Origin of the sequence: Lyticum sinuosum, from assembly GCF_034471385.1 — a bacterium.
Classification (GTDB): domain Bacteria; phylum Pseudomonadota; class Alphaproteobacteria; order Rickettsiales; family Midichloriaceae; genus Lyticum; species Lyticum sinuosum.
Window position 1 is genome coordinate 344,300 of sequence record NZ_JARGYU010000001.1, and the last position, 23,270, is coordinate 367,569.

Genomic DNA, 23,270 nt, shown 5'->3' on the forward strand with positions numbered 1-23,270 from the left:
AGTAAATAATAAAAATAATTTTATTTTATATAACAATTATTTTATATAACAACTGAACCATATATTAATTAATATACATTAATATACTCTATATTTAGCCTAAAAAATCTGATAATATAAAGAAGTTTTTTATTTAATGAGTTTATAGGAAATATCTATAGATAGAAGGTATTATAATTATATACATCTATTATAATATTGGCGTGCCCGAAGGGATTCGAACCCCTGACCTAGTGCTTAGAAGGCACTTGCTCTATCCAGCTGAGCTACGGGCACAAAATTTTTTTGGATAACTATTTTGATAAATATAAAATTTATCAATAGGTTTTTTGAATATAAATTATTATTGTATTAATTACAACTATAATTTTTGCCTCTTTATAATAAATTTTAAAAAGTTGTGAGTGATGGACAATTGAATAATGCTGTTATAAACTCTGATATACAGATTGCACTCATAATTAAATCCATTATTATTGATATAGTGCATATATATTATTTTGTTATAGAATTATTGAAGTAATAAAAAAATGAAATTATGGCAAAAAGTAATACTAGGTATGATTTTTGGGTTAATAACAGGTTATTTTATAAAACAACAGGAATTATTAGGAAATACCTTTATAATATCACTAGGTATATTAGATAAACTTCAGATAGTTGGAAGTATGTATACAAGTATGTTAAAAATGATTGTTATTCCAATAATATTTTTTTCCATATTATACGGAATAACGAGCGTTGAAGATATAAGTAGTTTTGGAAGATTAGGGTCTCGTGCTTTAATATTATATACTATTTCAACAGTTTTTGCTGTTTGTCTTGGAATAGGATTTGGGATTCTTTTTGAACCAGGAGTTGGAGTTCATTTACCATCACTAATTGGAGAATCTGTAAAAAAAATAGAACATCAAACTTTAACTAATATTATAGTAAATATTATTCCTTCAAATCCAGTCCAAGCTATGGCAAACGGCAATACATTACAAGTTGTTGTTTTTGCATTCTTTTTTGGTGTATCATTGGTGATGATAGGAGAAAAAGGATATGTAGCTAGAAACACAATAAGTTCATGTGCTCATGCTGTATTTAAAATGGTAGAATTAGTAATAAAAATTACACCATATGGTGTCTTTGCTATTATGTCGCATATTGTCAGTGAGTATGGATTTAAAGTTATATTTAGTTTAGGTAAATTTGTGTTAATAGTTTTAGTAGCAATGCTTGTGCAATATATAGCATTTTGGGTAATGTTTTTGTTTTTTCGTATAGATCCGCGTCCATTTTTCAGAAAAATTATTCCCACACAAGCTTTAGCTTTTGCTACATCAAGTAGCAAAGCTACACTCAGTACTGCTCTTTCTGAAATGCAGAAAAAAATGGGTGTATCAAAAAAAGTATCATCTTTTGTTCTTCCATTAGGTGCTTCAACTAATATGTCAGCAACTGCTATATATCTTGGTATAACAACAGTATTTTTTTCTCAAATTTCAGGGGTAGATTTAAATTATAGTCAATATGGTGTAATTATATTCGCATCAACTATTGGGTCGATTGGAGCAGCTGGATTCCCTGGAGGAGGTATAGTTATGATAGGAATGGTTTTATCAAGTGTAAATCTTCCATTAGATGGAATACCTTTGATTATGGGTGTTGATCGTATATTAGATATGGTTCGCACAACAATAAATATCACAGGAGATTGTGCTATTACTTTAATAGTAGATAAAATAGAGGGAAGCCTAGATTATAAAAAATATAATGAGAAAATTCTTTAAATTTATCACAATGCAAAATAATTAATTAAATGTAAAATTCTAAATTTATACAGCTACTTATATAATTTATTTATAAATATTTATAATTATCAAATTATTAAAATTTTTAATATATTAATTTTAATGTTTATATTTTTTCTGATAAAATTATAGATTTTTTAAAAATAAATCAAAATTCTAATACAGAAAAGATATATTTATATACTAAGATATATATTAATTTTAATGTTTATATTCTTTCTGATAAAATTATAGATTTTTTAAATAAATCAAAATTCTAATACAGAAAAGATATATTTATATACTAAGATATATATTAATTTTAATGTTTATATTTTTTCTGATAAAATTATAGATTTTTTAAAAATAAATCAAAATTCTAATACAGAAAAGATATATTTATTTTCGTTGTGATAAAAATCCAGTATACTCAGATAAATATTAAAACTTAATATACACTTAATAATATATACTTAATATATAGAATTATGTTCAATATTATCCCAAATAATCTTTTCCATTTCAGAATCATAACTTGATGACATTAAATACATTTTATTAATTGTGGTAGGATCTGATACTTCTCCATTATTATCATCTCTTCCCATATGAATTTTATTTAAAATATCCATACCATCTGTTTTTTTCCCATCAGAATTGATTCCGAATATTACTTTACCAAATGCTGTGTAATTATGATCAAGATAACTATGTTTATCAAGCATGATGAAAAACTGACTATTTCCGCTATTAACATTAGAATTTCTTGCCATAGAAACAATACCTTTATCATGATTTAAACTATTAAATTCAGCTTTTAGATTAGGTAAATTACTACTACCAGTACCATTCCCCAATGGGTCTCCTGTTTGTACCATAAAGCCGGGAATCGCACGATGAAATTTTAGACCATCATAAAATTTTTCATTACATAGTTGTTGAATTCTTTTTACATGTTCTGGAGCTATATCAGGATATAACTGAATAACTAAAGTTCCATATTCTATATTTAAAACAATGTAATTTTCTTTACTATACTTAGATATTGATGATTTAGAATTATCAGCATAAGAAGGCATATTATTTAAAAATAAAAATAGGTTAAAAATAAAAATAAAAAAAAATATTTTATGTAAAATATAATTTTTATTAATAAAATAATTAATATTACTACATTTTTGATAATTTTTCATAATTTAAAAATTAAATTATATAGGTTAGAATCAAATCTGTATATAACTATATCAATTTAATAAAGCAACATATAAAAACACAAATCAAATTTTATTTGTTAAGTTTATTATTTAATTTAATATTTAATTTTCCTTGAGTTATGCTTATTTATTAATATCTGACCTATAATTGTTGCTAAATTTTCTGCACCTTTAGTCTTATACCAGTATTTTTGTGCTTCAATTTGTAAATTTTTTATTTGATCTTTTATAAATAAATTATCAAATGATTCCATTAATTTTATTTCTAAATTATCTTCTTCTATTATAATTGTACTATTATTATTATTAGAATATACTTGCGCATTAATATATTGATGATTACGAGCAGAATTTTTTAATGGAATTAAAATAGATGGTTTACCCAAGAACTCAATTTCAGCTATTGAAGATGCACCAGATCTTGATATAATTAAATCAGATAAAGACATAATTATCTCTAGATCATTAAAAAAAACACAAATTTTATAACTTTTAAGATTAGATTTTAAATATAATTTGTTGATAGTTGAATAATGTTCTTCTTTTACTTGGTGATAAATATTAATACGTGATTTTATTTTATTATCTAATGATAATATAATTTCAGCTATCTTTAGCGATAAAATATCAGAACCTAGACTTCCACCTAATATTACAATATTAATATCGTTATTATGATTATATTTATGTTTTATTAAATTTGAATAAAATTTATCCCTAATAGGCATACCGCAAAAAATAACTTTACTCTGATTTTTTTTAGATATACCTATTGTTTCTTTGAATGAAACAGTTATTTTATCAGCAAAGTGCGATATAATACTATTAGATAACCCCAGTATAGCATTTTGTTCATGTATAACTATAGAAATTCGCATTATAAAAGCTGCTAGAGCAACAGGAAGTGCAATATAGCTCCCAAATAATATTACAAGATTAATTTTATTCTTTTTCATTTCTATTATTGAAATAAAAAAGCTTCTTATAAAATTAACAGTAAGCTTTGTGATTTGTAATATGTTTTTTCTATTTGAGGAAGAAATTGGAAGTATAATTCTATTAATATCTTGATTACTAAAATATTTTTCTCCTCTTTTATCAGTAAAAAAAATAACTTTATGACGATGTGATAAGATTTTCGTTAAAGCTATAGCTGGAAATACATGACCTCCAGTTCCACCTGCTGCAATAACTATTGCATTATTATTTTTTTTTATGAAATACAGAAAAATTTTTATAAATTAAAGTAAAATTATTATATTATATTTTATATAAATTTTATTTATCTTTAAACTATTTTTTTTATAAAACAAAAATATATGTTGTACTTTAATATATATTAAGAAAAAAATTTATTCTTTATTTTTTGTTTTTATTAATTTTTAATCTCAAAAACTAATATCCTGATTTTGAGAAAAATTTCTTATAATATTACTAATTTTATCTATTATATTTTTTACTAATTTAGTTAAATATTTATTAATTATAGTCCAAGTAGAAATAGTAACATCAAGTAATGTTTTAAGAATTGATTTTTTTTGTGGAATTTCTAGATCAATTTGTTGATCTCGTAAGGATTGATTTATTATATCTGGGAGGGTTGCTCTAGGATCGATTTGTTGATCTCCTAAAGATATTTGTTGTATTTGGTAGTTTTGATCGATTTGTTGATCTTGTAAAGATATTTGTTGTATTTGGTAATTTTGATCGATTTGTTGGTTTCGTAAAGATTGATTTATTATATCTGGGAGGGTTGCTCTAGGATCGATTTGTTGATCTCGTAAGGATATTTGTTGTATTTGGTAATTTTGATCAATTTGTTGGTTTTGTAAGGATTGATTTATTATATCTGGGAGGGTTGCTCTAGGATCGATTTGTTGGTTTCGTAAAGATATTTGTTGTATTTGGTAATTTTGATTGATTTGTTGGTTTCGTAAAGATATTTGTTGTATTCTTTGTTGCTCTTCAAATTTCGCTAATATCAGTTTCCGTTCATCTTCTATAATCAATACATACAACTGTTTTTCAATAAAAGTAAATGTATTTTGAACTATTTTATTTATAGTTGATTCCTGGTCTTCTGAAATATTTCCCTCAATAATATTATTGCACAAAACTTTAATATCTTCTAATTTAAGTTCTGGGACTGCTTCTGTAGAAGAATAATTATCTATTGAATCTTGACCATATATTGAATTTTCACGCCTATAAGACTTAATAATTTTGCTCCTTTTTAAAATTTCCTTTATAAAAAATATATCATATTTTAACCGATCAAAAATTTCGTTCCTGTTTGTTTCTTTATCATTATATATATTATCTAAAATAAGATAATCTTTATTTATCTTCAAAATAGAAGGTTCGATTTTCTCAAACATATATTCATAAATCCCAAATGGATTTTTTATATTAGTGAGTTTTTCATATTTAGCATTCAAATATGAAAATATTTTTAAATCATCATCACTTATTTGAATTGAGTAATTTTCTATCATAAAAGTTTTATTTTTATTAAAAAAAATAATTATTAATAATTTATAACTAAAATTAATTTTTTAGCATTTAATATTATATTAATATATATATTAACACTTAATAAACTAAATTCAATGTAAATTCAATATAAATATATAAAAACAATAATTATTTTTTATAGATTATCTATTTTTAATAGAAAATATTTATTATAATAAGTTTTATTGTGGAAAAATTAGAATTACATAGAGAACAATATATAAAGAAAAGAACATTATATAAATAATAATATAAAAAGAAAGAAAGATTTAAAAAAATCTATAAATAAAAATCTAAAAAATCTACAGATTTAGATTTTACTAATAAAATTTAATATATTTATTTTTTAATTTAATTATTTTTATTATTTATTAATTCTATATTATATTATTCTTTGTTTTTATTGATTTTTACTATTACCTTTTAGTAAAATATTATTTACTAATAAAAATAACAGTTTTTTTAAATAAAATATTATTTACTAATATTTTTAACAGATTTTCCTATAATATTATTAATAACATTACTAATTTTATCTGCTATATTTTTTACTAATTTAATTAATAAATTTATACATTTTTTAGTACAAAGAATAAAAGCAGAGGTAACTAGACTACAGAAATGAGAAACATTATTAAATAATTTTCTAAAATTTTTATATATTCTTACTTGTAATTTATTTTCTTCTTCTATTTGTCTTCTTTGCTCTCTTTGTTGTTCTTGTTGTTCTTCTATTTGTTCTACTATTTTTTGATATTCTGATAATATTTTTGCTCTATGAGATTCCATATTATTTTGAGCATTATTCATTATTATTTTAATATGAGATTCTGTTATATCTTCTGTATTTTTTATTTCATTTTTTTCTATTATAAGATTTATTATTGTAGAAAATATCGTTTTCTTTTGTTCTATACTAACATGAAAACTAATATGATCATATGTATTTATATTATCGATAACTATCATATCATTTATTAAATCTTCAAGAATTTGTTTTTTACTCTCAGTTTGCAAAATAAGATCTTCTTGTTTTATAGGAAAAAATCTGTCTTGAGAATAAGATGTATTTTGGAAATGAAATGGATTTATTTGTTGAGTAAGCTTTTCATATTTTGCCTTCAAATATGATAATATAATAGTATCTTCATGATACTGTTTGTTTATTTGATTTATCATAAATAATTTTTTTATTAAAAGTTAATAATTTATAACTAAAATTAATTTTTTAGCATTTAATATTGTATTAATATATATATTAACACTTAATAAACTAAATTCAATATAAAATATATAAAAATAATAATTATTTTTAATAAAACTTATTATCTAGTAATAGCTTTAAAAGAATTATAAAAACTAATCTAATTTTTAATAGATTTTAATATTTTTATTATTTTTAATAAAACTTATTATCTAGTAATAAAAATAACAATTATTTTTAGTAAAATATTATTTACTAATATTTTTAAAAGAATTATAAAAATTAAAATTAATTTTTTAGCATGATATATAATATTATTACTTAATAAACTAAATTTAACTTTTATCTAAGATAAATGTATAAAAACAACAGTTATTTTTAATAAAACTTATTATCTAGTAATAAAAATAACAATTATTTTTAATAAAATATTATTTAGTAATATTTTTAACAGATTTTCCTATAATATTATTAATAACATTAGTAATTTTATTTGCTATATTTTTTACTAATTTAGTTAATGAATTTATACCTTTTTTTGTACAAAGAATAAGAGCACCTGCACCTATAGTACAAAAAATAGCAGTAAATATTTTGTTAACGATATCTAGATTTCTTTGTTTATACTGTTGTTGCTGTTGCAGATTTGATTGTTGTCCTTGCGATTGTATTTGTTCCAGTCTTTGCTGTTGCAGATTTGATTGTTGTCCTTGCGATTGTATTTGTTCCGGTTGTTGTTGTTCCAGTAGTTGTTGTTCCAGTAGTTGTTGTTGTTGTTCCAGTAGTTCCGGTTGTTGTTGTTGCTGTCTCTTTAGCTTTTCCAGTAGTAGTTGTTTCTGTCTCCCTTGCTGTTCCAGTAGTAGTTGTTGTTGTTGTTGTCTCATTTGCTCTTCCAGTTGTTGTTGTCTCTTTAGCTCTTCTACTCTTTGCTGTTGTTGTTTCAGTAGTAGTTGTTGCTGTCTCATTTGCTGTTCCAGTAGTTGTTGTTTCAGTAGTAGTTGTTTCTGCTCTGTCTGTTTATTTTGCTCCGGGTGTATATTTTTTTGTGCTAATATTGTTATATCAGCTAGAGTAATTATAGAAAGTCTGAGGTCTTTTAATAAGTCCTGATCGTCTATCATACACAATGTTTCATTGAATTCTATTTTACCATCTTCTGTTACTTCAATATCTGAACCGAAACAAGCAGTTAAAACACCTGGAAATTCATCCATTACTTTCTTATTAATTTCTAGATTATTATTTGTGTTATTATTAATGCTTTGATATACCTTCATATCAAATAATAAATCATCCATAATTGCTTCTTTTTTGGTAGAATCGTTTATATCACCAGTATAAATATCATCTAAAATAATATTTTTTGTATTTATATTAAAATTATTTATATATTTTTTAACATCAAATGGATCTTCCTTGCCAGTGAGTTTTGCATGTTTTGCATTCAAATATAATAATATTTTTAAATCTTCTTGGATTTCTTGTTCATTTTTTATCATAATAGTTTTTAATTAAAATTGATTTTTAATATTAATATATATATTAACATATAATAGATTAAATTAACAATTTTTTAATAAATTATTTATTTTTAATAGATTTTAATGTTATTATGAATTATAAGTAAAATCTAATTTTAATAAATGATTATCTACTAATATTTTTAGAGGAATTTCCTATAATATTACCAATTTCTTTTATTGTATTCTTTTATTGCTTTATTTAATAAGCTTATAACTTTGTTGGTACAAATACTAAGAATACCTATAGCTATACACCAAAAAATAGCAGTGAATACCATTTTAATATTATCTAGCTAGCCTTATCTGTTCCTGTTGTTGCTGTTATTGTTGTTTCTCATTTGCTCGCTTTTCATTCTTTTTTTGTTCTGTTTGATTAAATTTTTCTAGTATATTCTCTTTGTGTTTTTCCAGATTTATACCTTTATTCACCTCTGTGCTGAATTCTTAGAATTCTCTCGCATAACAATTATTATCAATATTATTCTTAGGTCTAATAAAATTAAAAATTGGTTGAGATATTCTTATTTTCATATAACTATTTATATCATCTCCTACTATAAGAGCAGCAACTTTCATATTTTTTATTAAATCCTCTATAATTGCTTTTTTGTTATTTTCTCTATTATTATAAATATCATCTAAAATAATATCATCTTTATTTATCTCAAGAAAACTAGAAGTAATTAGATTTTGAGTAAAAAAGAAAATATACTTGTATTTATTAGTGATTTTTTCATATTTAGCATCTAAATATGATAATGTTTTTAAATCATTTTGATTTATTTGAATATTCTGTTGTATAATACAGAACAGTTTTATTTTTTTATTGAAATTAAAATTAATTTTTAATAGATTTTAATATTTTTATTATTTTTAATAAAACTTATTATCTAGTAATAAAAATAACAATTATTTTTAGTAAAATATTATTTACTAATAGCTTTAAAAGAATTATAAAAATTAAAATTAATTTTTTAGCATGATATATAATATTATTACTTAATAAACTAAATTTAACTTTTATCTAAGATAAATGTATAAAAACAACAGTTATTTTTAATAAAACTTATTATCTAGTAATAAAAATAACAGTTATTTTTAGTAAAATATTATTTACTAATATTTTTAACAGATTTTCCTATAATATTATTAATAACATTAGTAATTTTATTTGCTATATTTTTTACTAATTTAGTTAATGAATTTGTATCTATACCTTTTTTTGTACAAAGAATAATAGTGCTTGCAGCTAAAACAATCATAGCAACTGCAGCTATAGCTATAGTATTAAATGTTTTTTTAGAGCTTTGATTTACTTGATTTTCATCTTCTATGATTGGTCTTCTTTGCTGATTGTCACTATGTTGCTGATTGTTACTATGTTGAACATTTGTTTCTTCTTCAGTTTGGTTAGTGCTATTATCAAGTTGGAGTTCCTCAAGTTGAACATTTGTTCCTTCTTGAATTTGGTCAGTGCTATTGCTCCCTGTTCCTAGTACCTCATGGTTAGTAAATTGAATATCTTGATTATCTTGATTATCTTGCATAAATATTTTTTTTATTAAAAAGTTAATAATTTATAACTTAAATTAATATTAAATATTATAATTATATATATAAATTACATATTAATCTAATAAATATTATATTAACATATAATAAATTAAATTCAATATAAATTTAATATAAATATATAAAATAACAATTTATTATTGTATTTAATACAATTTTATCTATTTTTGATAAAAGAATTTATATATAAAAAAAAAGAGCACTATATAAAGAATAAAATAGTATAAAGAATAATATAGAATAATATAATATATAAAAACAAAGAAATAATAATTTATTACTAAAATAATATAAAAACAAAGAAAGATTTAAAAAAAATCTATAAATAAAAATCTACAGATTTAGATTTTACTAATAAAATTTAATATATTTATTTTTTAATTTAATTATTTTTATTATTTATTAATTCTATATTATATTATTCTTTATTTTTATTGATTTTTGATACTAATCTTAGATTAATCTAATTTTTAATAGATTTTAATACTTTTATTAACTTTTTAATAAAACTTATTATTTAGTAATATCCTGATTTTGAGAAAAATTTTCTCTAATATTACTAATTCTTTTTGTTATATTTTGTATTGGATTGATGGTGCGGATAGAGGGACTTGAACCCTCATGCCTTGCGGCGCCAGATTCTAATTCTGGTACGTCTGCCAATTTCGCCATATCCACAGAAAAAAACTATTCTATAAATATACTATTTCTTTTAATAAAAGTCAAAGTATTACAAATGAATTAGATCCAATAAAATAATATTGTAAGATAAGTATTATATTAAATATAAGTTATTATATTATATATTTAATATTAATTTAAATAAAAGTATTAATTATGTATAATATAGCTTTATATAATTGAAATAATTTATAATATTAAATTATAGGATAGTGTTTTTCTAATATTTTTGAAAATTCTGTCTGGTATTTTTCTGATAAATCAGAATTAATATCTCCACGCAAAAATAGAGTTGGTTTATTTTCTTGAAAATCATTATTTAATTTATTTAAAACTGTATCTTGATATAATATACTGTTTTTATCTGATACTAAAGATTTTAAATGATTTTCAAATTCATTTTTTTCTTCTATTGTATTATTAACAATTTTTAATGCTTCATCCATTCTATCATTAATAGATATTTCATTACAAAAAGATATTGAGTCTTTAGATGTTAAGAGATCTTTTATAATATCTATAATCTTATAATAAGGTGGATTACATTCTGATTTAATATAAATATTTGTTACATTTTTTTCCCAAAAATCTTTATTTTCTTCATATAAACATTTTTTGATATTAGTTAAAACTTCTATAGATTTATCTACAAAAGGTATAATAAATTCAGGTTCTGTTTTACATGATATATTGAAATGGTTTTCAAAATTTACTACTGATATACTATATAGGCCTCCATATAAAAATCTAGTAGCTTCATATAATGGGCTTCTTATATTATTTAAACATGACTCTGTTATTTTATTTATTATTTTTTCTGATGTAGATTTTTCATTTATTTCAAAATCTAATGAAATTTCGTATAAATCTTTATTATTTCCTTTTATAATATTGATATTATATTGATTTTTATCAATATCTTTAATATTATCAGATAATTCTTTGTTATTAATAGTTTCGATATGAAAATCTTTTAAATCATCTATAGGATTAATATTATGTTTATTAATTTTAGATAATTCAGAATTATTTACAATTTCATAAAAATATTCATGATTACTTTCACTTGTTGATATAAATACAATTATATCATCTGCTTTATAAAAATTATCCCAAAAATTTTTCACATCTTCAGAAGTAACATTTTTTATACTTTGTGAATATTTGATAGTATCATGTTGATTATATAATACGACTTCCGCTAGAGAATATTCTATCTCATCATTCATTTTCTCTTCTATTCTTATAGATATTTTTTCATTATTTATGAGTTTTTCATCTAATTCAAGATTAGCAATTGAATTACTAATTCTATTGAAAAAAATGGGGAAATCCTCTTGATCTATTGTAGACATATATATAGTTTTATCTTTTTCTGTAAAAGCATTATAATAATTAGAATATATATATTCTCCTTTATTATTTGAATTTAATGCTATAATATGTTCTAGAAGATGTGCTGTACCTTCTTTTTGATTTTCATCATTACTTAATCCATGGAGAATATCTATTTCTACACTGATAAAATCAGACAAAGATGGATCTTCAAAACATACTAAAGGTATTCCATTTGATAAAGTATAAGTAGATATATGATATGGGTATATTTCGTTTTCTTGTAGCATGTTTTTGTGTACAAAAATAAAATGTTAAGATAACCTATTTTTAGGTAAAATAATAAAATTATCTTTATCAATTAATATTAATAATATATAAATAAAAATATACTTAATCAATATTTTTCATCAAAAAAATATAAAAATATAAAAATTATACAAAATTTAATTTGAAGGAAGATATATTTACTAAATTAGCAAATTATGCTCAATATAATAATGGTTTGATACCTATAGATCATGCTATGTCTATATCCGCAAAAATTTATTACTCGGAATTAGGTCAAAGAGAAATAGCAAAAGAAGATATAGACTATATTGATGATAGATCTGATGTAAAAGATTTAGGAATAGTTGAAGATTATATTACAGCATCACATCTTGGACCATTGTTTTCCTTGCCATTATCTCGATGGTTAGTTGAAAAATGGTTCTATTTACAACAAAAAGGATTACAAAAGTTCATCTGGTTGGAAATGGGACCTGGAGAAGGACAGCTATTTCAACAAATTTGGGATCACACATACGAAATTCCTGGTTTTCATAATTCTATATCTCATATTATATTTCTTGAATTTAGTAATATTTTAGCTAAAAAACAACGTAATATTGTAGAATATTGTATAAAAAATAAGAATTCATCTTATAATTCTCAATATGATAATATATCAACAACAAATTTTATACATTGTTGTAATATCGACGAAGTTGTTAATAATTTAAAAAAAATAAAACTACCAACAATAGGTTTTGCTAATGAATTTTTTGATGCTTTACCTATAAAACAATTTTATAAATCTTCTGATAAAATTCATGAGGTTATGCTCAAACCAGACTTAAAAACTAAATCTTTTAATTTAGTTCTTAGTAAATTTAACAATAATGAAAACTTCAATTATTATAAAAATATCCCAGAAAATGGTATAGTTGAAATTTCTCCTGTTTCTGATTATATAATAGATAATTTATCATTTTGTTATAATATTTTACCATTTTTTAGTCTTTTATGCATAGATTATGGATATTGGGATCCATTATTTGCTAGCACAATTCAAGCTATTCATTTTCATAAAAAATTAAAAAACCCTTTTAATTACTTAGGTAATGCAGATATTAGTTCTTTAGTTGATTTTTTTAGCTTAAAACAAGTATTTTTTTATGGATCAATGCAAAAATATAATATAAAAAATAATAAAGATCATTTATCTAAAGATATTAGCGAAATAACTAATAATGATACTAAAAATTATTTATTTTTAACACAGAAAGAATTTTTATTAAAATATGGAATAAATGAATTTTTTAAACAAATAAAAAATAAATTATTATTATTTGATGATAAATTTATTAAATTTAATAAAATTAATAAAAATTTAAGTGTAGATTCTACACAACAAAATATATATAATGATAGAATTTCTATTTTAAAAAGACAAAAAAATAGGCTTATAGATATTAATAAAATGGGTAATCTTTTTAAGTTTTTATGTTTAAGTTGGGATAATTCAGATAATTCAAATTAAAATAATTATTAATAAATTATTATGTTATTTTATTATAGAATATCTAAAAATATTTAATTAATCAATAATCAATTAATTTATAACAATAAAAACAAAATTCCATAATCTAGTACGGAATATCCGAAATACCCAACTAAAAACGTATAAAAAATTCTTTTATTAATAGATGTAGAATAATTACGAGAAAAATTAAAAAAAGCAATAAAATATGAAATTAAAATAATTATTATATTAATAAATAATAATAATATATTTTTCCAATAAAAAAAATAGTATTTTACTAAATTTACTAAAAATCCACTATTTTTTATTCTATATATAAAATCAGGTATTTCCCATAAATTAATTAACTTTGGATCAGTATTTAGTAATAAAATATCATTTTCTTGTAATTTTATTGGTATTGTAATATCTTTTATATGTTGATGTTTATAATCTTTTATTGAAGACAAATCCTGAAAATTTAAAAAAATTGTATTAAATAAATGTAATTTATTATTTTTTAATATAGATTCGTTTGAATATATTTTATATATTTTTCTAGATTTTAGAATTATATATAATGATGATTCACATAAATAATTTACATTAAATATATAATATTTCTGTAAATCTTTTTGTTGATTTAATTGATTTTGTTGAAAATTGTCATTTTTATGACATTTATATATATTTCCTATAATTTTATCTATAAAATCTTTTTCTTTTATAAAATTTAAGTAGAAATTTCTATTAAATTTCTCTATTATTTTATTATCTTCGATTTTAAACCAATAATCATAATTTTTATTATTTTTATCTAAAAATTTAATAACACGTTGATTATTTGGATCTATTTTTAATATTTTCTTCATTACTTCAATTTTATCTTTTATTCCCATTTTTATCATTTTTGCACTTATTGGTAATAAGATAAAAATGTGTAATATATATATAACAATCCATATAAAAATTATAGGATATAAAAATTGTTTAATATTTCCACCAAAAGATTTTATAGCAATGAAAGTACCATTCCTTATAATTTTTATATACGTCATTGTTGTTGAAAATGATATAATTAAAGGCCATAATTTATACATTACACTGTAATTTTTGTATAATGACATTTTTACAGCTGTGATTATATCTATAGATCCTGTATTAGAAATATTACGTAGATTTTCAATAAAATCGCCGATAAATATTAAAAAGAAGAATGAAAAAATTATTGTTAAAATATATTTTATGAAAATACTACTTATATAAACATTAAAACGTTGTGAGAGATAACGCATTTTGTTGAAATATTCTACGCGTTATTATAAAAATCTTTATTTTTGCACTGATTTTATACTTTCAATTGATTCTTCTTTATCTTTTATATTCGATACAAGTCTTTTTTTTACAAAATAAGTAGTTAATGATTCATGAATACTAAGAGATCCTTCTTTTTTTTGATGTTCTTCTAAAATACTAAGCATTTGTTTACTATTCTCTAAATTTAAATTATCAATAGATGAAAAAAAATTTATTTTTGAGCATTTATCGTATATCATATACATCATAAAACATACTGTAAGTAAATTCATTATTTTACTGTTATATTTAAAAATCATACTATTTATTAAATTATTAAATAATTTTTTATAATTAATATTAATATTAATACTTAAATTCTAATACTTCAGATCAAAAATATAATAGATTATAATTCTATTACTAATAATTCATGATTAGTGATTATAAAATAAGTTAATTAAATTTAATATAAAATTACTTAATTTTATAACCAATTTTTTTTCTTAAAATAAAAATATGGAACTAATGCTGAAATTATAATCATTATTATTGCTAATGGGTAACCAAATTTCCATGTTAATTCAGGCATAATATTAAAATTCATACCATAAATACTTGCTATTAAAGTTGGAGGCATAAGAACTGCTGATGCCACTGTAAACATTTTTATAATAGTATTTTGTTCAACTGATAACATACCTAAAGTAGCATCTATTAAAAAACTATTCCGTTGTGATAAAAATCCAGCATATTCAGATAATGAACTAATCTCTCTAGATAAATGACGTAATCGTAAACGTTGTTCTCTTCTAGCTCTTATTTGAGTTATATCTTTGTTCTCTTCAATTTGATCATAATATAAAATAAGTCTATTTATACTAACTAAACTTTCTCTAGTCTTAGAAATAACATTACCTATTAATCCTATTTCTTCTATTATATCATCATAATATTTATTTGATGTAATTCTAGAAAGAGGTCTTGCATTTTTCTCATCAACAAATAATCTTTTTAATAAATCATCTAAATCATTACCAACATCTTGTAAAATAACTGCTATATTATTGATTAATACATCAATAATACTTGTTAAGAGTAAATCAGGATCTAGATAAATTTCAAAATTATTCCTTGATCTCTCAAAGAATATTTGCAGTATTGTAAGCCTTACGTGAGATAACATTATCAGAAATCTATCAGATAATATAAAAGCTAAAGGAGAACTTTCCCAATAATCACTGCTTTCTGTTTGATGAATAACAGTTATAGTCATATAACAAACACCATTTTCTTTATAAAAAGGTCTAATCACTTCGCTCATACCTAGATCCTGTTGACTTGGAACAGTAATTCCAGTTTTTTCTGTAAAACATCTCACCTCATCTGGAGTTGGATCAAATACATCATAAAAAACAGCTTCTTTGGATAAATCAGAAATCGGAGTTATTATTCTCCATTCTAATTTTTTATCCTTGCTAAAAGCACCAGTAATACTCATTTATTTTTACTAATTTATTAAATATTTATAAAATAATTAACACTAAAATACCCCTATTTTAGTTAAAAATATATTATTTATTTTTTAGCAAGTTTAGTTCTTTGTTAATTATATTGAATATCATTTTATATTTTTATATATATAATATTATGGAATATTTATAAATAATAACACATTTAAGCATAAAATATTATAAAATACAAATTTGATACTATACATATAAAAACAATAGTATAGAACTAAATAATAGCAGTATTGGTGATAGTATTAAAATAATTTACTATATTAATGGAATATAATAATTTATGAGAAAAATATTATAAAATATAAAATAACTTTATAACTTTTATAATTCCTAACAAATTTAATATTTTTAATTTTTAATAGAAGATCGCTTAGAAATAGGAGCTAAAACCATAAATATATGCTTTCCTTCCATCTTAATATCAGACTCTATTTTAGATACAGATAACATATCCTCTTTAAATTTATTCATTACATCATATCCAATTTGATTATGAGTTATCTCTCTACCTCTGAAAGATAAAATAATTTTCACTTTATCACCATCCTCAATAAATCTCTTTGCATTTTTGATTTTTATTTCCATATCACCAATAGCAATATTAGGTCTAATTTTTACTTCTTTAGTACGAACTAAATTTTGTTTAGCTTTGGTTTTATGGGCATTTTTTTGTTGTTCATATCTAAATTTTCCATAATCAACAATTTTACAAACAGGAGGATTAACATTACTTACTATTTCCAATAGATCTAAGCCTTCTGATTCAGCCATAGCAATTGCCTCGCTTGTTCTTAAAACACCTAGCATTTCCCCATTTTTATCTATTACACGAACTTCTCTTGCAAGAATACCATTATTTATTCTTATAGAGGAAACTTTATTATTAATGTTAGTGATATTAAAATAAATAAAATTTAAATTACTATATTTACATCGTTTAATTTTATAATATTTTATCTAAATATTCAATATTTATTTTTATTGCATATGAAAATTTATATTAAAAATTATGTTAAGAAATCTCTTTATAAGTAAAAAAAATTAATAAAATTAATATATATATTTATTTTATCTAAGTTTATCTAGGTTTATATATTTAAATAATTCTATTACTATAGAATTTACTAATAACATACTAATACATTAAATTATCTTTTCTATCTATATCTATTTTTTTCTATCTATATCTATATTTATACAAATATTTATACAATATAATTTATATAATTATTATTTATTAGTATTATTAAATAGTGTAAATGTACAAATAGATGTTAATTATAAATAGTAATTTTACTAATTTTTTATCTATTATATAATTGCGTAGAATAAAATTATTACACAACTTGTAATATAAATCTGGATTAACACATTTAATATATGAGAACTACTATAAAATGGCTTGAAGAACATCTAACATACAAGATTGATAAAGAATCTGTAATAAATGAGCTTAATAGTATTGGATTAGAAGTAGAAAAAACTAAAGATCTATTAAAAATATACAATGGATTTTTTATAGTAGAAATACTTGATATAATTAAGCATCCTAATGCAGATAAATTAAATATTTGTATATTAAATACTGGAAATGAAAAACAATTAAAAGTTGTTTGTGGTGCAAATAATATTTTTATAGGTGCAAAAGTTATACTTGCCAGTATTGGGAGTATTATCCCTGAAAGCAATACAGCGATAAAACAGACTCAAATAAGAGGAGAAATCAGTGATGGTATGCTTTGTTCTAGTTCTGAATTAAGCCTAGAAAATCATCCTAGATTCAACAATAATGGTATTATTATATTACCAGAAGATTGTATAATAGGTCAATCTTTCGCTGAATATGCTAGATTTGATGATTTTATCTTGGAAATTAATTTAACACCAAATAGACGTAGTGACTGCTCAAGCGTTTATGGTATTGCAAGAGATATATCATCATGTAGAACTAATGATTCTAATCAATTGTATATTAGTAATATTGCTGAAAATAATGAAATTATTTCAAATATAGATAAAAAATTAAAAAATATATCTTCAGAAGAAATAGGATGTGAAATAATTAATTTTATCACAATTAAAAATATCACGAATTATAACGTTAATTCGAATTTATATAAAAAAATAGAGCAATATTTGTTTCTTTTAGGAGAATTAAATAAAAATTGGTTAATTAATCTTTCTAATTATGTGATGTATGATTTAGGATATCCTAATCATATATATGATTTAGATAAAATTATTGGTAATCCACATGTTAGAAAATCAAGAGAAGGTGAGAAATTTATAGCACTGGGAGGTAAAGAATATATTCTTCCATCAGGATTAATTATTATTGCTGATGATGAAAAAGTTCTATCTATAGCAGGTATTATTGGTGGAGAATTGAGTAAAATAGATGAAAAATCAAAGAATATATTAATTGAATTTGGTATTTTTTCAGAAGTAGAGATAATAAATAGCGGCAGATTATTAGATATATATTCAGAATCTAGAATGCGATTTTCCGCAGGAATTGATAAATATAATATTAATAATGGTATTAATTCTTTAATAAACAAAATTTTTAGTATAAGTAATGAGTCTTTTATAGAAAAATGGGTATTATTCGAAGATAATCTATTTCGAAATAATTTTTTGAATAATAAAAAATTTATATCATTTAATTATGAAGACATAAGAAAAATAATTGGTGTGTATGATATTTCAAATGAAAAAATAGATATTATTTTAAGAAATTTAGGATTTATAAAAGAAATAAAAAATCAAAATGAAATTATTAAAGATAAAATCTCAGATGTAACTTATTCAATTCCTAGTTGGAGAATAAATAATATAGAAAATTCTGTATCAGATATATCTGAAGAGATAATGAGAGTTTATGGTGTTGAGAACATAAAACCTATCCCAGATTTATCACATAATAAATTAATTATTAATAAATATAAAAATTTAGATCAAAATATTGATAATATTCGTACATTTTTACAAAATTATCAATATAATGAAACAATTAATTATACTATGTATAGTATAAAAGAAATTAATAATTATAAAGACGAAAATTTAAAAGATTATGAACATATTGAAATTGCAAATCCTGTTAATAATAATCTCACTTATCTCAGAAGAACTATATTACCTGGATTGATTAAGAATGCAGAAAAAAATTTTAGTAGAGGAAATAAAGATATATCTTTATTTGAGATAGGTGATATATATTTTACTATAAAAAGTAGTAATTTAAATCAAAATTTGAATAAAATAATTTCACAACAAAAATCACTATCTTTTATTAGAACAGGTCAGGCAGAGGAAAATATACACGGTCCTAAACGTAATTGGGATTATTTTGATTTAAAAGATGATGTGATGTTGTTGTTAGAAAGTATTGGAATTCCTATTAATAATAATAAATGTTATTTGGATAATTCTTACTTAAATAATTCGATTTATAAGATTTTAGATAAATGTCCATCTTATTATCATCCAGGGAAATCTGCAGCAATATATATAAGAATTCCTGAGAATTTTGATTTTTTTAATAAAAAAGTAATATTTTTAGATAAAAATTATGTTTTAGTTGGATATATTGGAGAAATTCATCCAAAATTATATAAAGAATATAATTTAACTTGTAATATTATTGTTGCAGAAATTTTACTTGATATTGCATTTATTTGTGCAAATTATTACTTATTTCAAAAATTAAATAATAATAATTATATAAAAATAAATAATTATCAAATTGTAGTTAGAGATCTCTCTTTTATTTTTTTTAATCAAATAAAATCTATTGAAATTATTGATGCTATAAATAATATAAAAGATAAAAATATTATCGATCAAAAAATCTTTGATTTTTATAAAGAAAATAATAATAATTACTCTATTGGAATAAGAATTTATTTACAAGCACAAGATAGAACATTAACTAATGAAGAAATAGAAAAATCTATAAGAAATATTATTATGGTTTTTAATAAAAAATTTGAAGCAATTTTAAAAGAATAATTCTCAAATTTATATACTTTTTGTTATTATTTTTGTTATTAATACCAAAGATTATCAAATCTAGAATTTTCTATAAAAATAAATCACTTTATTATTTATATTTATATATGAATTTGTTATAGTAATTTAAGTTTATATTCATTATTTTGTATATTATGTATATAAAAATATAATTCCTTTATATATTTATAAAATGAGTTCTTTCAAAAAATTTTTCAAAAAAAAAGATATAAATTTAAATCCTAATACAAATCAATCAGAATTTAAAAGAGTATTGGGTCCTGTTGATTTAATTATGATGGGAATAGGTGCAATTATTGGTGCAGGAATATTTGTTGTTACTGGTAATGCGGCTAGTACAGTAGCAGGTCCAGCTGTTATTTTATCTTTTCTTATTGCAGGATTATGTTGTATGGCATCAGGTTTATGTTATGGTGAGCTTTCAACAATGATTCCTTTATCTGGTGGAGCATATACTTATAATTATGTGATATTTGGTGAAATTGCTGCATGGCTTATAGGATCTCTTGCCGTTGTAGGATATATAATGGTTGTTGCATTAGTTGCAAGTGGATGGTCAGGTTATCTTGTTTCAACTCTTGAATCATTTGGTTTCAGTTTAGATTATAGATTTTCTAATCCATTTGGAAGTATTATAAAACTTGAGAATGGAAATGAATTAATAGGAATCTTGAATGTTCCAGCTACTGGATTAGTTTTAACTACAGCAATAGTTCTTTATTTTGGAATAGAATTATCAGCTATAATTAATGCAATAGTTGTTACTGTAAAAATGACTGTATTATCTATGTTTATCGCAATTGGTATTTTTAATGTTGATTGTAGTAACTGGAGACCATTTATTCCAGAAAATACTGGAGAATGGGGAATATTTGGAATATCAGGGATATTAAGTGGAGCAGCTTTAGTCTTAACAGCATTTAATGGATATGATGCTGTCGCATGTGCTGCACAAGAAACAAAAAATCCACAAAGAGATCTTCCTATAGGAATTATAGGTTCTTTGATTATTTCAGCTATAACTTATATGTTATGTGCATTAGTATTAACTGGATTAGTAAATTATAAAGATCTCAATGTTGCTCAGCCAATAGCATTAGCAGTGACAAAAATGGGTATGCCTTGGTTTGCAATAATTATAAAATTAGGAGCAGTAATCGGTTTAAGCTCAGTTGTTTTAATTACAACATACGTAATTGTTAGAATATTATTTGCAATGGTAGAAGATTGTTTATTACCAAAATTTCTCGGTAAATGCCATGCAAAATATAAAACACCACATATTTTGACTATTATTGTATCATCACTAATAATTATAGTAACTAATTTTTTAGAATTAAGCTATTTAGTACAATTAAGTAATATATGTATTATATTAATAACAATATCTGTTTGTCTTGCTACTATTTTAGGAAGAAAAATTTATCCTAATATTAAACGTGAATTTAAATGTCCTGGAATGCCTATAATTCCAGGATCATGTATTATGATGTTACTTTATTTATTATTAACAATGCCAGATAAAAATGTTTATTGGCAAATCTCATTAGTTATTTTTTTCTTATTAGTTATTTATATTGTATCTATAAATAAAAGAAAAGAAATAAAATAAATATATAATATAATATTTAACAAGTAATTATTTTAAGCAAAGAATAATATTTATTTATAAAATTTTTTGTATAAGAAAGAAATAAAAAATATTTTCAAAGATAAATATAATTTATTATATAAATTATTTTGATTATAATGTTATTTTTAAGGTTTTTTCAAGATTATTTAAAAATAATTTTAGTAAATCATTAATTTTATTATTAAGATATTCATAAGGGAAGCTATTTTTATCTTTTTTGAGAATATTTATTTTTCTCAAAGGAGTATTTTCTTTTATTTGATATTTCATTTCTAAATATTTTCTTGCTTCTTTATTTCCTCCGATTTGATCTATTAAATTCATTTTTAATGCTTGAGATCCTGAATATATCCTACCATTACATATATCATTAATATCCTTATTATTTAAGTTTGTTAATCTTCTAGTCCGAACCATTTCAATAAAATGAGATTGAATACTTTGAATAAGAGACATAATAGCAGACCTTGCTTCTTGATTATCTTTTTCAAAGAAATTAGGAGATGCTTTAAGAGGTGAGCTCTTCATAATAATAGGTTTTATACCTAATTTTTCTGCTAACTCTGTGACCTCAAATGTACTCATAATAACACCTACAGATCCTACTAGACTCATATCATATGCAAATATATGATCAGCACCAATTGCTACCATATATGCTCCAGAAGCTCCTAAACCACCAATAAGAGCAATAACTGGTTTTTTCTTATCTGAAATCTCTCTTAAAGCTAAATAAATCTGCTCTGATTGTACTGGGGCTCCTCCAGGACTATCTATATTAACAATTACAGCTTTTAGGTTATTATCACTAGATAATTGTGAGATTTTAGAAATATTATACATATTATCTATAATTTCTCCAGTTATTTCTATATTTGCAATATAATCACCATTATTGACTATATTTGTAACACTATCCTCAATATTAAGATTATTTTTATTAATAAAAAAGCTCATAGACATAATAATAGCTATGATCGCTATAATTCTCCAGAAAACTAGTTTTTTATTTAATATTTTTCTTTCTAGAATAAAATCAAAATTTGGATACATTGATATATTAATTTATATATTAAATTTAATTATATTAAATCTACTAATAATAAGATAAATTTTATTATCTACCTATTAGTATTTAAATTTTAATTTAGAGAAAAACATCATTACAGTAAA

17 protein-coding genes and 2 tRNA genes are annotated in these 23,270 nt (G+C 21.6%); 4 read left to right on the plus strand and 15 right to left on the minus strand.

Going from position 1 to position 23,270, the window contains the following annotated elements; genetic code table 11:
- Positions 1-199: 199 nt before the first annotated feature.
- Positions 200-276, minus strand: a tRNA-Arg gene (locus Lyticum_RS01375).
- A 254-nt stretch (positions 277-530) separates the two neighbouring features.
- Here Lyticum_RS01375 and Lyticum_RS01380 point away from each other — a divergent pair.
- A complete protein-coding gene (locus Lyticum_RS01380) occupies positions 531-1,778 on the plus strand; it encodes a dicarboxylate/amino acid:cation symporter (RefSeq protein ID WP_322498541.1) in 1,248 nt (415 codons plus the stop codon).
- A 473-nt stretch (positions 1,779-2,251) separates the two neighbouring features.
- Here Lyticum_RS01380 and Lyticum_RS01385 read toward each other — a convergent pair whose 3' ends face one another.
- The 9 genes from Lyticum_RS01385 to Lyticum_RS01425 all read right to left on the minus strand — a co-directional run bounded on the left by Lyticum_RS01385 (position 2,252) and on the right by Lyticum_RS01425 (position 12,111).
- Positions 2,252-2,857, minus strand: coding sequence for a peptidylprolyl isomerase (locus Lyticum_RS01385; protein WP_322498542.1), 606 nt, complete (start codon positions 2,855-2,857; stop codon positions 2,252-2,254).
- A gap of 230 nt (positions 2,858-3,087) precedes the next feature.
- Positions 3,088-4,230, minus strand: a complete 1,143-nt coding sequence (locus Lyticum_RS01390; protein ID WP_322498644.1) for a UDP-N-acetylglucosamine--N-acetylmuramyl-(pentapeptide) pyrophosphoryl-undecaprenol N-acetylglucosamine transferase — start codon at positions 4,228-4,230, stop codon at positions 3,088-3,090.
- Between the two features lie 150 nt (positions 4,231-4,380).
- Positions 4,381-5,487 (minus strand): hypothetical protein, encoded by a 1,107-nt coding sequence (locus Lyticum_RS01395; RefSeq protein ID WP_322498543.1) that lies wholly within the window; start codon positions 5,485-5,487, stop codon positions 4,381-4,383.
- A gap of 493 nt (positions 5,488-5,980) precedes the next feature.
- Positions 5,981-6,685, minus strand: coding sequence for a hypothetical protein (locus Lyticum_RS01400; RefSeq protein ID WP_322498544.1), 705 nt, complete (start codon positions 6,683-6,685; stop codon positions 5,981-5,983).
- A gap of 456 nt (positions 6,686-7,141) precedes the next feature.
- Positions 7,142-8,209 carry a hypothetical protein gene (locus Lyticum_RS01405; RefSeq protein WP_322498545.1) on the minus strand — a complete coding sequence of 356 codons (1,068 nt, stop codon included), beginning with the start codon at positions 8,207-8,209 and terminating at the stop codon, positions 7,142-7,144.
- 468 nt (positions 8,210-8,677) lie between these two features.
- Positions 8,678-8,809, minus strand: a complete 132-nt coding sequence (locus tag Lyticum_RS01410) for a hypothetical protein (protein ID WP_322498546.1) — start codon at positions 8,807-8,809, stop codon at positions 8,678-8,680.
- A gap of 533 nt (positions 8,810-9,342) precedes the next feature.
- Positions 9,343-9,780: a hypothetical protein gene (locus Lyticum_RS01415; protein WP_322498547.1), complete on the minus strand. Its 438-nt coding sequence runs from the start codon at positions 9,778-9,780 to the stop codon at positions 9,343-9,345.
- Positions 9,781-10,398: 618 nt separating this feature from the next.
- A tRNA-Leu gene (locus Lyticum_RS01420) sits at positions 10,399-10,483 on the minus strand.
- A gap of 200 nt (positions 10,484-10,683) precedes the next feature.
- Positions 10,684-12,111, minus strand: coding sequence for an insulinase family protein (locus Lyticum_RS01425; RefSeq protein WP_322498548.1), 1,428 nt, complete (start codon positions 12,109-12,111; stop codon positions 10,684-10,686).
- A 161-nt stretch (positions 12,112-12,272) separates the two neighbouring features.
- On the opposite strand from Lyticum_RS01425, the gene Lyticum_RS01430 reads away from it, so the two are divergent.
- A complete protein-coding gene (locus Lyticum_RS01430) occupies positions 12,273-13,625 on the plus strand; it encodes an SAM-dependent methyltransferase (protein ID WP_322498549.1) in 1,353 nt (450 codons plus the stop codon).
- 77 nt (positions 13,626-13,702) lie between these two features.
- Here the strand turns inward: Lyticum_RS01430 and Lyticum_RS01435 are convergent, their stop codons facing one another.
- The 4 genes from Lyticum_RS01435 to infC form a co-directional block, all read right to left on the minus strand.
- On the minus strand, positions 13,703-14,902 hold the full coding sequence (locus Lyticum_RS01435; protein ID WP_322498550.1) for an LptF/LptG family permease: 1,200 nt from the start codon (positions 14,900-14,902) through the stop codon (positions 13,703-13,705).
- A gap of 36 nt (positions 14,903-14,938) precedes the next feature.
- Entirely contained in the window at positions 14,939-15,196 is a 258-nt protein-coding gene (locus tag Lyticum_RS01440; protein WP_322498551.1) for a hypothetical protein, read from the minus strand.
- A gap of 194 nt (positions 15,197-15,390) precedes the next feature.
- Entirely contained in the window at positions 15,391-16,404 is a 1,014-nt protein-coding gene (locus Lyticum_RS01445) for a CorA family divalent cation transporter (RefSeq protein WP_322498552.1), read from the minus strand.
- Between the two features lie 373 nt (positions 16,405-16,777).
- Complete coding sequence (gene infC / locus Lyticum_RS01450) at positions 16,778-17,386, minus strand: translation initiation factor IF-3 (RefSeq protein WP_322498645.1); 609 nt, start codon at positions 17,384-17,386, stop codon at positions 16,778-16,780.
- 423 nt (positions 17,387-17,809) lie between these two features.
- Here infC and pheT point away from each other — a divergent pair, with 423 nt between their 5' ends.
- Positions 17,810-20,443, plus strand: a complete 2,634-nt coding sequence (pheT, locus tag Lyticum_RS01455; protein WP_322498553.1) for a phenylalanine--tRNA ligase subunit beta — start codon at positions 17,810-17,812, stop codon at positions 20,441-20,443.
- A 193-nt stretch (positions 20,444-20,636) separates the two neighbouring features.
- Positions 20,637-22,076: an amino acid permease gene (locus Lyticum_RS01460; protein ID WP_322498554.1), complete on the plus strand. Its 1,440-nt coding sequence runs from the start codon at positions 20,637-20,639 to the stop codon at positions 22,074-22,076.
- 132 nt (positions 22,077-22,208) lie between these two features.
- On the opposite strand, the gene sppA is transcribed toward Lyticum_RS01460, so the two are convergent.
- Positions 22,209-23,150 carry a signal peptide peptidase SppA gene (gene sppA, locus Lyticum_RS01465; protein WP_322498555.1) on the minus strand — a complete coding sequence of 314 codons (942 nt, stop codon included), beginning with the start codon at positions 23,148-23,150 and terminating at the stop codon, positions 22,209-22,211.
- Positions 23,151-23,270: the final 120 nt, after the last annotated feature.